This window comes from Thauera chlorobenzoica (assembly GCF_001922305.1).
In the GTDB taxonomy this organism is placed as follows: Bacteria; Pseudomonadota; Gammaproteobacteria; order Burkholderiales; family Rhodocyclaceae; genus Thauera; species Thauera chlorobenzoica.
Window position 1 is genome coordinate 922,347 of sequence record NZ_CP018839.1, and the last position, 13,288, is coordinate 935,634.

Sequence of the window (13,288 nt, forward strand, 5' to 3'; positions counted from 1 at the left end):
AGGGCAATAGGCTCAGGGGCTACTTTGAAAACAATTGCCGCCCGGCGTAATAAATGAATAGGGTATTGGTGACCAGATAACGCTTCCACAGGCGGCGCGGCTCGCTACATAGGCGGTGCAGCCACTCCAGTCCGTTGCGCTGCATCCAGCGTGGCGCACGCTGGATAGTGCCGGCGTGGTAATCGAAGGCCGCCCCGACCCCGATCATCACTGCGTTGATTCGACCGCGATGCTCGGCCATCCATTTCTCCTGCTTCGGGCAGCCCAGACTGACCCAGACGGTTCCTGCGCCCGAGGCATTGATAGCTTCTACGACCGCAGTGTCCTCTTCAGGCGCTAGGGCGCGGAAGGGCGGCGAATATGCGCCCGCGATCTTCAGCCCCGGAAAATGGGCCAAGAGTGTGCGCTGAAGGATATCCAGGGTGCTCTGCTGGCCGCCGTAAAGATAGATCGATTCATCGCGCCGGGCGGCCTCGGCGCAGTAGCGCCACATCAGATCAGGTCCGTTGATCCGCTCTTGACCGAGGCTGCCGAGTCGGCGCATGAGCCAAGCCACTGGTGCGCCGTCTGGAGTGGCCATATCGGCTTCACGGATCACCTTGGCAAATACTCCATCCTGGCGAGCGGTGACCACCGAATGCACATTGCAGATGCACACATAGCGGCTTTGTCCCGCTGCAGCCCAGCCTGAAAGACGCTCCAGTGCTTGCGACCAAGTTACTGTGTCGATCGGCGAACCGATCACTTCGCGCAATGTCCGCGGCCCGGTTTGACTTTGTCTATCCACTGCGAGAAACCTCGATAGCCTTTTGATAAATCTCGATCAACGCCGCGTAGTTTGCTTCTTCGGTGTACTTGGTCTCGAACTCAGTGCGCGCCCCTCGGCCTAGACGCTCAAGCAGTCCTGGCGTCTCCCAGGCGGCCCGTACTTCCCGCAGCATCGATTCGGGATTCGCGGGCTGGAAGACAATGCCGCTTTTCCCATCCTGCACGATGGAGGGCAGTGGGCCAAGATCCGAGACCGCAGCAGGTGTGCCGAATGCAAAAGCCTCACGCACCACCATGGGGAAACCTTCAAAGCACTCCGAGGGGAGGATCTGCAGGCGTGCATTGGCGATCTCGGCTTGCGCTTGGTCCGCAGGGAGCTGACCAAGGAAGCGAACGGGGATGCCCGCAGCCATGCGCTCCAACTCCGCGCGCAATTCGCCATCGCCCACGAGGCGCAATTCAGGAGCGTCTGTTCCCCACGCCTGCCAACAACGCAACAAGCTGACGACCCCCTTCTCTCCTGACAGACGCCCTGCAAATACCACGTAGGGCTTGCGTTCGCTCCACGTGACAACGGAAGGCCTACCCGGATAGAAGTTGGGTTTGACGTGCACCTTCTCTCGGGGGAGCCCCGCATCCACCATGAGCTCACGCTGAAATTCCGAAAGGCAAATGAATGCGTCCACGTGCTTTGTCCAGGTTCCAATGGCGCGATGTAGCCCCACGCTGATGGCCAGCGGCAAGGTGGCCGCTCTGCTGGCGCGATAACACCCGTGAATCATGGCTGGTACGGGGGACTGTTGATCCAGACACTCCGTACAAACCTCGCCGCTTCGCATCGGGATGGCTGCCGGACAGTACAGCCGATAGTTGTGCAGGGTGAGCACCCGCGCCGCCTGTCGGCCCACCGCCCAGAAAACTGCTGGCGAAAGGAGCGGGAAGGTGTTGTGCACGTGAACCACGTCCGGGTGGCTTGTCGCAAGCTTTTGGCGGATTGCCTTGGCTGCCAACGGGTTCCACGGCGTACCGAGCGCAGCCTGGATCACACCGAGCTTCCCTCGCCGCGCGATCTCGTCACTGTTGCGGAGGAAGGTCTCTACCGAGTGCCCCCGTGCTGCCAGTAACCGCTGTTCGGCTTCAAGAACGGCATTTTCGCCGGATGGAGCGTCTGACCGGTAAAGATTATGAGTGAGTAGAACTTTCAACACGACGTAAGATTGCCATTTTCTTGAGGGTCAAGTTTCGCTGAACGACAATTCCTGCCAAGTAGAAAACCAAAGCCATAAGCTGCGCCCGAATGATAATCTCGGTAGTCAGGGAGGTCCAAAGAAAAATCAGAATCAGGGTGGCGAATAAAATCCCTGCAATCATCGATTGTCTGTCGCCGTGTAGTATTAGGGCGGGCACTCGGCGGAAGATGGAAATTAAAAGGCTTGCAAACAGGGCGCTGCCAAGAATTCCCGTACAGATTAATAAGTAGAGGTAACTGTTATGGGCTCGAACTCCTTCAAGCTGTGCGCTTGCTGAGTACATCGAGGTTGCCGCCGCATCTGCACCCAAACCGAGGCCAATAAGCTTTCTTAGCGGATCTGCCTGTAAGTAGGCCTCCAGAAGGGCCGCCCAGATCACCGTGCGACCTTGAGTGTTGGCCGCAGAAAATGGGTCTGAAAAATCAAAAGGCAGTAACCCGAGAGCGCGAAAATCAATCAGCATGAAGAGGCTCATGCCGATGCCAGCGATCAAGCAGAAGTAGCCAAGTGCCTTGGCGTTGAGCCTCTGAATGTATCCAGAGCGCACCAATATTGCGAAAGCTGGAATGGCTATGGTAAGGGGAAGGGCAATGCGTGCGTTGGTTTTGAAAACGATGTAGGTGGCAAAAAAAGCTGCGATAATTGCTGCGAGGCGAGATGTCAGTGTTGAGGAAACAATCGCGAGCAGGATCAAGGCGGATATCGCCATGTCGGTCTTGAAGAAGTAACCGCCGGAAAACGTTGCTACGCTGCCCCAGTATTGGTATCCGATATCCGCGAACGCGGCTGCGGAAAAGGCAGCGAGGGCAGTGAGGCAGATGAAGCCAAGGCCATTGGGCTTATGGAAATTTGTAGGGCCGATGCGGCCGGCGAGATAAATAAAAAAATAAGCTATAAACTTCATTAACTCAACCATCGAGCTATTGGTTGGGTTTGTGATTTCTGCAGTTAGTGCTACAAGAAGGAATGAGGCGAATAGCAGGTCTGTGCCGACAGGTCTAAATTTATTGTTCTTATATGTAAAAAAAACGAGTGCAGTGGCAATAAAGATGACTGCGCTTGCGGCCCCGATCGCCTTGGACTCCCAGAAATAGTCTGAAATTAGGCGAATCGTAATTAGTGTTTCTATCAATTTAAGTTCTCTGCGATTGATGACGTTCTATTTTTTTATTTCAATCATGTTGGCCAGGTTTTTCATGTAATGAACTGCAGAGCTGTTGTTGTGGTTGATGATTACGTGGTTGTATATTTTTGAAAGTAGCTCGATGATTATTTCGGCGGGAATGCTTCCTGGTACCCAGTGCATATCAGGAGAGTTTTTGGTGCGCATTTCTATTTCATCTTTTGAAATATGTGGATGTGGCTTGATGAAAATATCGCAGTTTATAGGGGGGTGTGAAGGGGGGGATAGTTTCCAGTCACTCAGATAAATGTATGCATCGTCATTCTCCTTTTCGGGAAAGGAGAAGCCGGGGGAAAATAAATTTAAAAGATCTGTTTGATGTCGTCGTATGAAGTTGCTGAGCGGATTTTCTATTGTTCTGACTTTTCTTTGAAGATGAGGATTGCTTTCTAGGTAAGCTTCCTTTGAAAAAACAAATATTTTGTCAGTAAGGACTGATTCTCCGAAGCGGCACGCTGTTCCGGTGGCTCTGTATATCGCTTTTTTTAGTTTTGATTTTATGAGATCTGTTCGATAGGTTCCGATGCCTTCTTCATAGACAAAGATGCTGCAAGTTGGAGCCCTAAGTTTTAGGTGGGCGAGGGCGAGTTGTGTCTTTAGTCCGATGTCTGAGTCTATAAAAATTGATCTAGGATTAGCGTGGCGTGCCGCTTTTATGGCGTCGGCTCGAGTTAAAAAATGTTTGGTTAGGGTGAAGTATTTGCGAAGCTCGGTAGATTTAGAAATTTCTAATGAATCGCTAAAGCTTTCAACTATAAAAAGCTGTGCGGGACTGAATTCCGACGAAAGGATCATCGCAACTAATATCTGCAATGGTTTTGTGCATACAAAAACGTTTGGAGTGCTGGGTAAGGGGGGGGGCATGATAATGGCTCAGAAGATGCACTCTTCATCGCTCGGCGATTATTTGTTCAAGTTACGGTTGAGGAGGCTGATGGTTTGAGTTGCAGGCGGGGTCGCAAGTGAGATAGGGCGAACACATAGCCGGTCTTTTCTTTTTGTCAAAATTTCGACCGTAGATTATTAAATTAGAATGAAATTTAGGGCTCGTTATGCCATAAAATTGAAAGAAAAAATGGGTTTGCGCCCAAAGCCTGGATGATTGCTTCTTTATTTTTTGTCTGCATGCGTGAGGTTGGCAACCCAGACCGGTAGGGGGTGCTGACCTGTCAGAATTTCGCGAAGGGCGTGACGAATTACTTCCTGCTCGCTCTCGACCGTCCCGTAACCCTCCGGGTAGTAACACTGATTTTTAATATGCGTCTTGTCGAAATCCAGCCCGAGATGCGTTGCCATTGCATAGAGCAACTCGACGAGTAGCTCTACGCGGCGCGATCCCCAAAGTTCCTTGGGGTAGCTTTTGTCGCTGAGATGATCCAGATAGTGTTTCCAGTGTCGTCGAATCTCCACCTGTGGCTTCGAGTCGGCGTGGAAAACGACGTCGATCATGTTCAGAGCTTCAACGTGCCTCGGGTCAAGGTTGGCGGCACGGGTTGCCATTAGTGTCTTGAATATACTCAGTTGATCTTGTCTGTCCTGCCGCTTGCGGTCGAGGAATCTGGTGGCTTGGACAGCAAACAGGGGCGCAACTAAAGTGGAAAGGACAAATAGCCAGTCTTTTATTTCCATCAACTTTCAGTTGTAAGCCCCTAATTTGAGGCGGTGAGTGTTTTTCATTGCAATAGCGGTCTGCGAGATCTGAGTCACAGTAGGAAGCTTTGGCTCACTGGTGTGTTGCGGGGAATATCGATCGAAACCCGCTTTCCAACCACGGCCTCCAGATACTTCGGCGCCACCCCAAACCCCGGCCTCACGCTCCTCACAGCATCGGCCGTAATCACATCCCCCGCCTTCAAATCCTTCACAAAGTACAGCGACCGCCGGAATTTCACGTTCCCATGTTCACTCGACTTGCGCCCGTAATCAACCTGCCCAAGCGCCGCCCACGCCGTCTTGCTGTCGCGACACAGCGCGGCCAATTCCGCCGGTTCCAGCGAGAAGCTGTCATCCGGCCCGCCGCCGCTGCGGTCGAGGGTGAAGTGCTTCTCGATGATCGAGGCGCCCATGACGACGCTGGCGATCGCGGTGGTGTTGTCGAGGGTGTGGTCGGACAGTCCGGTGACCAGGCCAAAGCGCTCGATCATGTCGGGGATGGTGCGCAGGTTGTAGTCCTCCGCCGGCGCGGGGTAGCCGCTGACGCAGTGGAGGATGGCGAGCTCCTTGCAGCCGCCTTCGCGCGCGGCGTCGATGGCCTCCTGGATCTCCTCGGCGTCGGCCATGCCGGTGGAGATGATCATCGGCTTGCCGGTGCCGGCGACGTACTTGATCAGCGGCAGGTCGACCGCCTCGAAGGAGGCGATCTTGTAGGTCGGGGCGTTGAGGTCTTCGAGCAGGTCGACGGCGGTGTTGTCGAAGGGCGAGCTGAAGATGGTGATGCCGAGCTTGCGGGCGTGCTCGAACAGCGGTTTGTGCCACTCCCAGGGCATGTGCGCTTCCTGGTAGAGCTGGTAGAGCGTCTTGCCGTCCCACAGGCCGCCGTGGATCTGGAACTCTTCGGCGTCGCTGTTCAGGGTGATCGTGTCGGCGGTGTAGGTCTGGAGCTTGACCGCGTCGGCGCCAGCCTTCTTGGCTTCCTCGATGATCTTCATCGCGATGTCGAGCTTGCCATTGTGATTGGCGGAGAGTTCGGCGATGACGTAGGGCGGCGCATCTGCGGCGATCCGACGCCCGGCGATGGAAATAGCTGGAATGTTCGACATCCGTTTCTCTCTCAATTTGCGTGGTGCCATTCGTTGGCGAGTAGGCCAAAGCACACCACGTCGTGGTATTGCCGGCCATCGAAGTGTTGGTGACGCAGAACACCTTCGCGCTGGAAACCCAGGTTCAGATGGAAGCGGATGGAGCGCTCGTTGAAGGCCAATGCCTGGCCACACAGTTTGTGCAGCCCCGCCGGCTCGAAGGCATACCGTAAAGCGGCCTGTCCAAGTGCATGACCCGTTCCCTTGGGCGCATCCGGCGCGGCGTAGAACCCCCAGTCGGCGATACCGCCACTCGCGATCTGATGGATGTTGATGAAGCCCAGCGGCGTGGTGTCGATCTCGAACACGAGGAGATGCCTTTCCGGATCCTGCGACGCCCGGGCAAACCAACGGGCGTGCTCGTCGATCGAGATCTCATGCTGTGTGTACATGTAGCGGCGAACTTCAGGATGGTTCCGCCAGGACAGAACCCGCTCAAGATCGCCTTCGTTCATTGGCCGGACGCCGGCTACGGTAGCTTCACTCATCGTGGACCTCCATTTGCCGCATGACAGCATTCACACCTGATCCATCGACGACGCTCGCGGCGCAGTCACTCATGTTCAGAAGTTGCGCGGGATCGTCGATCACTGGAAGAAGCAGTTCCCTGAGCTGTCTCGTTGCGCTTTGGCCAAGGTTGATGAGCTTTGCCGCGCCCCACTGTTCGAGACCCTGCGCAACCTTGCGTTGATTGTCGGCTAAGACAAGCATGATCGTGGGCATGCCTAGGCAGCACCGCTCCCACGATGTCGCCCCCGCCGCCCCGATAGCAATATCGCTGTCGGCCATCAGTTGCGCCATGTCGCTGACGCCCACCAGCACGCGGGTTGGCCAAGGCATGCCCTGCGCCTGCGTGCGGACCTCTTCCAGCCACGGCGCCGTCGCGCCCATGACCACGGTGATCCGGCAGTCCGCAGGCAATGGGCAGGTGCGCAGCGCCTGCAGCACCTGACCGGTCGCGTTGTCCTTGTCGACGCCGCCCATGGTGATCAGCAACTCGCGCAAGGCCGGTTGGGCGCGGCGCTGCAGGCTGTAGGGGCGCAGGGCGGCGAACTCGGGGCGCAGCAGGGCGTATTGCGAGCCGCACAGCAGGCGGCAGTCGGCTGGCACGTGGGGGCGGTAGTCCGCCGCCTCGCGGCCGAAGGTTTGGTCGAGGAGCAGGTCGCAGGCGTGAGGCCGGTCCGCGAGGTCGTCGATGACCATCAGCTTGCAGTAGTGCGGCGCCAGGGCGCGCTCCCAACGGGCGTCGAGCGCGTAGTGGTCGACGATCAACCAGTCGGGGCGGTGTGCGGCCAGGATGGGGGCGCAGGCCTCGGCGTCCTGTGCTTGCGTGGCGCCGAGCCAGTGGGCGTGGGCGAGGTCGAGGGTGGATGCCGCGGGGCCGGGCGCGGTCGAGGCTACGCTTGCCTCGTGGGGAATGGGTAATGCGTGGGCGACGTAGCCCTTGCTGCGGATGAACTCGATCAGGTTGCCTTCGTGTGCGCCGCAGATGAACTGGCAGTCCGCGCCGCGGGCCGCGAGCGCGTCGGCCAGCGTCAGGCAGCGCATGACGTGGCCGGTGCCGATTTGCAGCGAGGCATCGGTGCGGAAGGCGACTTTCATCATGACTGGATATTTTCTTCGAGCACTTCCAGCAGGTCACCCCGACGGAAGGTGGCCGACAACTGCTGCAGGGAGATGTCGCGTTCGCCATACAGGGCAGTTAGCGCGTTGTCGATTCGTTTGATGGCGTCTGCCAAGTAAGTCGTCCCGTGCGTATGCAGTTGCGTCTGTAGCGCCTGATAGCGGGTGTGGGTGACCTCATCGAGGCGCAGGCCCGACTCCTGCAACAAACGCGCACCGATCAACATGGCGGCATAGTGTGCCGAATACGGCAAGAAGGGGTGTTCGACATTGCCCGGTGAGCGTTTGCGGGCGTTCTCAACCAAGCGGAAAATCTGTACGGCTAGCAGGGTCTGGGCGGCGTTTACGGTGGCGAAGATATCGTAGTACAGCTTGCCGAAGTGTTCGCGGCGCATGAATTTGGCCTGGTGCGGCTTGCGACGCCAGATGGCCAGGACGGCTTCGGCGGCAACGCTGCTGGCGATCACCTGACTGCCGCTGCTGCCTTCCTCGCGCTGTCGCTTGTAGGTGTAGCCGAAGCCGGCCAGGGCGGTTTCGAGTTGGCGCTGGTAGTCGTCGTTGGAGCGCAGGTCGCGCAGGTCCACGGGGTTCTGACTGTTGGTGGCGTAGGTGATTTCGCGCACGAAGTCGCGGTCGTCGTCGGCCAGTTCATACAGGCGGATCAACACATAGGTGTCTGCGGCCTGGCTATCCAGCTCGCCATGGCTGTTGAAGGTCTGCTCGATGGTCTTGCAGGTCTGCCCACCGTTGATGATCTGGATGTTTTCCAGGCGCAACTGATAGTTGTCGCCCTGCAGCGCGTTGTGAGCGAACTTGCGGCAGATCATGGTGATGCCGTTATTGTAGAAATAGAAGTTCTGGCGTTTGTGCGGGTCGAGCAGGGTGTCATGGATGGCGCTGTTGACTCGGTTGGCGTGCATGCCCAGGTAACGGCGGATGTTGCGCTCCAGCAGCAGGTCACCGTGGCGATTGAACAGCTCGGCGATTTCGCGCACGGAAACCTTGCCAATCAACACTCGACGGTAGTTGAATTCTTCGATGACCGCCTTGCCGTGCAGTTGGAGACGATCATCGACAGCCTTGCGGCGCTGTAGCACGGCCACGATGTTGTCGTGGTTGTAGTGAATCCATTGCACCTGGTCGCCACTCAGGCCGGATTGTTCGATCCAGTCCTGTGCCTGCCCATTCCAGCGAGTGCCGTTGTTGCAAAGCAGCAGTCGCACGCTGGGGATGTAGCCGTCACGGATGAGTGAACGGACTTCCTCGATTCTCGGTTCGAGTCGCGGGTTCAGCGCGACCTTCTTGCCGGGGTCGAACAGAGTGGCGAGCATGTTGAGCGCATTCTTCACACCGTTTTCCGGGAAGTGTGCAGTGCCGTTCAGGTCCTTGTGCTTGTACTTGCCTTGGAACAGGGTGACGGTGAATTCGCCGTCGTCCACCTCGCCCAGATGCAGGGCATCGACGCCAGCATCGTTGCCGCCTTCCGTCAGCAACTCTGCGGCCTCCTCCATCTCCAACTCCAGTGCGGTACTGGCGCACAGCAGCACAAAGGCCAGACTGCGCTGCTTCTCGGGATTGTTGCTGACGATAGGCGTCAGCAACTCGGCATGCTCGGAGAGAATGCCTTGCAGACGCTGATCAACGATGCTGGCGTTGAGGTTCATTGGGGGCATCTGGAATGACACGAAGGTTTGATATCTCTTCCCTCAAATAGGCTTGCTGCTGCTGAAAGTAGCGAAGCGTCGGCGCGGAAAATGACTTTCATGGGAGCAGTTCTCGAAGAGCGCCCGATCAGGGCGGAGGCATCTGCGATGAGAATCATGCCTTCCCGAGCCCTTCGAGCTCTGCCGTCAGTTCGTCACGGCTCATGTCGATGACGGGGATCTGATTGCTTTTGCACAAGCTCATGAATTCATAGAGCGATACTCCGGCGACTTCCGCAGCCTTTGCGAGGGTGACGCGCTCGCGTTGGAAGAGCCACAACGCGTAGGACGTCCGCAACTCCTGACGGGTGTCTGCGGCACCTTGAAAGGCAACGAGGTCGCTGGGCAGGTCGATGGCAATTTGCATGGTGTGTCTCCGCTTAGCTGTTGTCCTGTTGACGCATTACAGCAAACATCAGTTGCGCGCGCTCCCAGTCTTCGGCGGTGTCGATGTCCTGCACCCGGTGGCGCGGCAGCTGCACGGGGGCGGCATCGTGCGAGAACAACGGCTTACCGGCCAGCCAGGCGGCGGCGTGGCCCCAGTAGAACTGGCCGGCGTCGTGGAAGGCTTCTTCAAGGTCTTGCGAACGGGTGGTGAAGTGTTCGGGGTTGAACATCTCTACCCGCTGGTCGGCGGTGATGCGGATGGCACGCTGAATGGGGAAGGCGTAGCTGGTGACGGAGAAGGCGTAATCGGCGCCGGTTTCCTGCAGCAGGTCGAAGCCGCGGCGCAGGTCTTCGGCCAGAATGAAGGGCGCGGTGGCGTAGAGGCAGCAGGCGAAGTCGACCGTGCCGGCGTTGCGGTTCATCCAGTCGATGGCGTGGGCGATGACCGGGATGGTGCCGGTGTGGTCGTCCGACAGCTCAGGCGGGCGCATGAAGGGTACTTCAGCGCCGTACGCCCGGGCGACGTCGGCGATTTCGGCATCGTCGGTCGAGACGATGATGCGGTCGAAACAGTTGGACAGGCGCGCGGCCTCGATGGACCACGCGATCATCGGCTTGCCGCAGAACGGCTTGATGTTCTTGCGCGGGATGCGCTTGCTGCCGCCGCGGGCGGGGATGATAGCGAGTTTCATTGCGTTGATGTGGGGGTGCTCATTCGTTGGGTGGGTCGAGCTGATCAAGCTGCCCTTTGAGCGCGGGCAGGTCGCGCTGAATGACCCGCCAGACGACAGCGAGATCTATGGTCCAGTACCCGTGGCTCAAGCGGTTGCGCATGGCGTACAGCGCGCCCCAGGGAATCTGGGCGTTCTCGCGGGCGAAGTCCTGTGCGTGTAGGCTGATGTTTCGGGCAGCTTCACCGATGATCTCGATATTGCGGACGACTGCGTCCTGCAGTTGCTCATCCGCGGCGAAATCGTCCTGCGACTTGGCAGCCGTATAGCGCTGCACGCGGTCGACCGCGTCCCGCATGTGTTGCAGGTAGTCGCCAACGCGCAGAGCCTTCTTGCTCATACGGCTCGCGCCTCCCTGAGAACTTGAGTGCGAAATTTGGCTGGCAGGGCGCCTGGTGTAAGCACGTCCACCGAAACGCCGAGACTTGTCTCGAGTTCGACCTGGATGTGGGCGATGTCGAGTAGGGATGCGTCGGGCGCCGGGTCGACGAGGATGTCCAGGTCGCTTTGATCGGAGTCCTCGCCGTGCAATACAGAGCCGAAGACTCTCGGATTGCTTGCCCGATGAGCCGATACGATGCGCCGGATGAGCTCGCGGTTTGCTTCGAGTGCGGTTGAGGGCTTCATGAAGGATCTCCTCGTCTGCTTAAGAGCATTGCTTAGAGCTTAAGTGTGCCACTCAGCGCCGCAATCACCTGATCCTGCTGCGCTTCGCTCATGGTCTGGAACATCGGCAGGCTGATCGCCTCGGCGTAGTAGTGCTCCGCCTCGGGGAAGTCGCCCGCCTTGAAGCCCATCTGCTGATAGTAGGGCTGGGTGTGCACCGGGATGTAGTGCAGGTTCACTCCGATGCCGCGTTCGCGCAGCGAGTCGAACACTTGGCGGTGCGTCTTGCCGATCTGCCCGAGTTGCAGGCGGATGACGTAGAGGTGCAGGCCGGAGTAGCTGTCTGGATGTTGCCAGGGGCGGACGACCGGGAGGTCTGCGAGCAGCGCGTCGTAGCGTGCGGCCAGTTCGTGGCGCCGGGCGACGTACTCATCCAGGCGGGCCATCTGGCTGACGCCGAGCGCGGCCTGCAGCTCTGTCATGCGGTAGTTGAAGCCGAGGTCGACCTGCTGGTAATACCAGGGGCCGTCCGGGGTGTGCGTCATCTGCGCCGTATCGCGGGTGATGCCGTGGCTGCGCAGCAGGGCCATCTTGTTGGCGAGTTCGGGGTTGTTGGTCAGCGCCATGCCGCCTTCGGCGGTGGTGATGATCTTGACCGGGTGGAAGCTGAAAACAGTGATGTCGCTGAAGTGCCCGCTGCCGATGAACTCGCCCTTGTACTTGCCGCCGATGGCGTGCGAGGCGTCTTCGATGATCTTGAAGCCAAAGCGCTGGCCCAGCGCATGGATGGCGGCCATGTCGCAGGGCTGGCCGCACAGGTGCACCGCGACGACCACCTTGGGCAGGCGACCGGCTGCCTGTGCGGTGATGAGCTTGCGCTCCAGCGCCTGCGGGCAGAGGTTGTAGGTGCGCGGGTCGATGTCGACGAAGTCGACCTGCGCGCCGCAATACAGGCCGCAGTTTGCTGAGGCGACGAAGGTGATCGGTGTGGTCCACAGCCAGTCATTCGGGCCAAGCCCCAGCGCCAGGCAGGCGATGTGCAGTGCGGAGGTGGCGCTATTGACCGCCAGGGCGTGGCGGGCGCCGACGTGTTCTGCGACCGTCTTCTCGAACAAGGGCACCTGCGGGCCCTGGGTGAGGAAGTCGGACTGCAACACGCCCACCACCGCATCGATATCGGCCTGGGTGATGTCCTGGCGACCGTAGGGGATCATGCTCAGATGCTCCCGATCTTTTCGCGGTTGGCGTCGATCCAGGCCTGGAGTTCGGCCGGCTGCATCCATTCGGTGTTGTTGTCGCTGGTGTAGCTGAAGCCCTCAGAAACACGCTTGCCGTCCTTGATGCGCTTCGGGCAGGTGTCCCAGCCGTTGATGGCGGGCAGGATCTTGAAGTGCTCGGGATATTCGTAGGTGTAGAAGGCGTCTTCGACGCCGATCATCTGCTCGTGCAGCTTTTCGCCGGGGCGGATGCCGACGACCTCCTGGCACGCCTCGGGGGCGACGACGGTGGCGAGGTCGGTGACCTTCATGGAGGGGATCTTCTTGACGTAGATCTCGCCGCCTTCCATGTCGTCGAAGGCGTGCCAGACGAGCTCGACGCCTTGTTCCAGCGAGATCATGAAGCGGGTCATGCGCGCGTCGGTGATCGGCAGCACGCCCTTGTCCTTGATCGACATGAAGAAGGGGATGACCGAGCCGCGCGAGCCCATGACGTTGCCGTAGCGCACGACGGCGAAGCGGGTGTCATGCCCGCCGGCGTAGGAGTTGCCGGCTACGAAGACTTTGTCCGAGGCGAGCTTGGTGGCGCCATACAGGTTGATCGGGCTGCTGGCCTTGTCGGTGGACAGCGCCACCACGCGCTTGACGCCCTTGTCGATGCAGGCGTCGATGAGGTTCATCGCGCCGTTGATGTTGGTCTTGATGCACTCAAAGGGGTTGTATTCGGCGGTGGGCACGATCTTGGTGGCTGCGGCGTGGACCACGTAGTCGACGCCGTCGAGCGCGCGGTACAAGCGGTGCTTGTCGCGCACGTCGCCGATGAAGAAGCGCACGCGCGAGTCACCCTGGAACAGCTTGGCCATCTCCCACTGCTTCATCTCGTCGCGCGAGAAGATGATGATCTTCTTGGGGTTGTACTTGGCCAGCGTCATCGGGACGAAGGTGTGGCCGAAGGAGCCGGTGCCGCCGGTGACGAGGATGGTCTGGTTGGTGAGCATGGGAGATGTCCGTAAAGCGATAAA

15 protein-coding genes are annotated in these 13,288 nt (G+C 58.7%); all 15 read right to left on the reverse strand.

Annotated elements, in window-relative coordinates; all coding sequences use genetic code 11:
- Positions 1-19: 19 nt before the first annotated feature.
- On the reverse strand, positions 20-745 hold the full coding sequence (locus Tchl_RS04430) for a WecB/TagA/CpsF family glycosyltransferase (protein WP_075149571.1): 726 nt from the start codon (positions 743-745) through the stop codon (positions 20-22).
- A gap of 34 nt (positions 746-779) precedes the next feature.
- A complete protein-coding gene (locus tag Tchl_RS04435) occupies positions 780-1,976 on the reverse strand; it encodes a glycosyltransferase family 4 protein (RefSeq protein ID WP_198158985.1) in 1,197 nt (398 codons plus the stop codon).
- Positions 1,951-3,150 carry an O-antigen ligase family protein gene (locus Tchl_RS04440; protein ID WP_146060747.1) on the reverse strand — a complete coding sequence of 400 codons (1,200 nt, stop codon included), beginning with the start codon at positions 3,148-3,150 and terminating at the stop codon, positions 1,951-1,953. The genes Tchl_RS04435 and Tchl_RS04440 overlap by 26 nt, the downstream gene beginning before the upstream one ends.
- Before the next feature lie 27 nt (positions 3,151-3,177).
- Positions 3,178-4,065, reverse strand: a complete 888-nt coding sequence (locus tag Tchl_RS17680) for a polysialyltransferase family glycosyltransferase (RefSeq protein WP_146060748.1) — start codon at positions 4,063-4,065, stop codon at positions 3,178-3,180.
- 246 nt (positions 4,066-4,311) lie between these two features.
- Positions 4,312-4,830 (reverse strand): DUF6680 family protein, encoded by a 519-nt coding sequence (locus Tchl_RS04445; RefSeq protein ID WP_075147334.1) that lies wholly within the window; start codon positions 4,828-4,830, stop codon positions 4,312-4,314.
- A 74-nt stretch (positions 4,831-4,904) separates the two neighbouring features.
- The gene (pseI, locus tag Tchl_RS04450; RefSeq protein WP_075147335.1) at positions 4,905-5,960 is read right to left on the reverse strand and encodes a pseudaminic acid synthase; all 1,056 of its coding nucleotides are present in this window, start codon (positions 5,958-5,960) and stop codon (positions 4,905-4,907) included.
- An 11-nt stretch (positions 5,961-5,971) separates the two neighbouring features.
- On the reverse strand, positions 5,972-6,487 hold the full coding sequence (gene pseH / locus Tchl_RS04455) for a UDP-4-amino-4,6-dideoxy-N-acetyl-beta-L-altrosamine N-acetyltransferase (protein WP_198158986.1): 516 nt from the start codon (positions 6,485-6,487) through the stop codon (positions 5,972-5,974).
- Positions 6,480-7,604 (reverse strand): UDP-2,4-diacetamido-2,4,6-trideoxy-beta-L-altropyranose hydrolase, encoded by a 1,125-nt coding sequence (gene pseG, locus Tchl_RS04460; protein WP_198158987.1) that lies wholly within the window; start codon positions 7,602-7,604, stop codon positions 6,480-6,482. Before pseG ends, pseH begins: the two co-directional genes overlap by 8 nt.
- On the reverse strand, positions 7,601-9,286 hold the full coding sequence (locus Tchl_RS04465) for an AIPR family protein (RefSeq protein ID WP_075147337.1): 1,686 nt from the start codon (positions 9,284-9,286) through the stop codon (positions 7,601-7,603). The genes pseG and Tchl_RS04465 overlap by 4 nt, the downstream gene beginning before the upstream one ends.
- Positions 9,287-9,440: 154 nt before the next feature.
- The gene (locus Tchl_RS04470) at positions 9,441-9,692 is read right to left on the reverse strand and encodes a UPF0175 family protein (RefSeq protein ID WP_075147338.1); all 252 of its coding nucleotides are present in this window, start codon (positions 9,690-9,692) and stop codon (positions 9,441-9,443) included.
- 13 nt (positions 9,693-9,705) lie between these two features.
- On the reverse strand, positions 9,706-10,404 hold the full coding sequence (pseF, locus tag Tchl_RS04475) for a pseudaminic acid cytidylyltransferase (protein ID WP_075147339.1): 699 nt from the start codon (positions 10,402-10,404) through the stop codon (positions 9,706-9,708).
- Between the two features lie 19 nt (positions 10,405-10,423).
- Positions 10,424-10,783 (reverse strand): HepT-like ribonuclease domain-containing protein, encoded by a 360-nt coding sequence (locus tag Tchl_RS04480; protein WP_075147340.1) that lies wholly within the window; start codon positions 10,781-10,783, stop codon positions 10,424-10,426.
- A complete protein-coding gene (locus Tchl_RS04485) occupies positions 10,780-11,070 on the reverse strand; it encodes a nucleotidyltransferase family protein (RefSeq protein WP_075147341.1) in 291 nt (96 codons plus the stop codon). Before Tchl_RS04485 ends, Tchl_RS04480 begins: the two co-directional genes overlap by 4 nt.
- A gap of 32 nt (positions 11,071-11,102) precedes the next feature.
- A complete protein-coding gene (gene pseC, locus Tchl_RS04490) occupies positions 11,103-12,263 on the reverse strand; it encodes a UDP-4-amino-4,6-dideoxy-N-acetyl-beta-L-altrosamine transaminase (protein WP_075147342.1) in 1,161 nt (386 codons plus the stop codon).
- A gap of 2 nt (positions 12,264-12,265) precedes the next feature.
- Entirely contained in the window at positions 12,266-13,264 is a 999-nt protein-coding gene (gene pseB, locus Tchl_RS04495; RefSeq protein WP_075147343.1) for a UDP-N-acetylglucosamine 4,6-dehydratase (inverting), read from the reverse strand.
- Between the last annotated feature and the right edge of the window lie 24 nt (positions 13,265-13,288).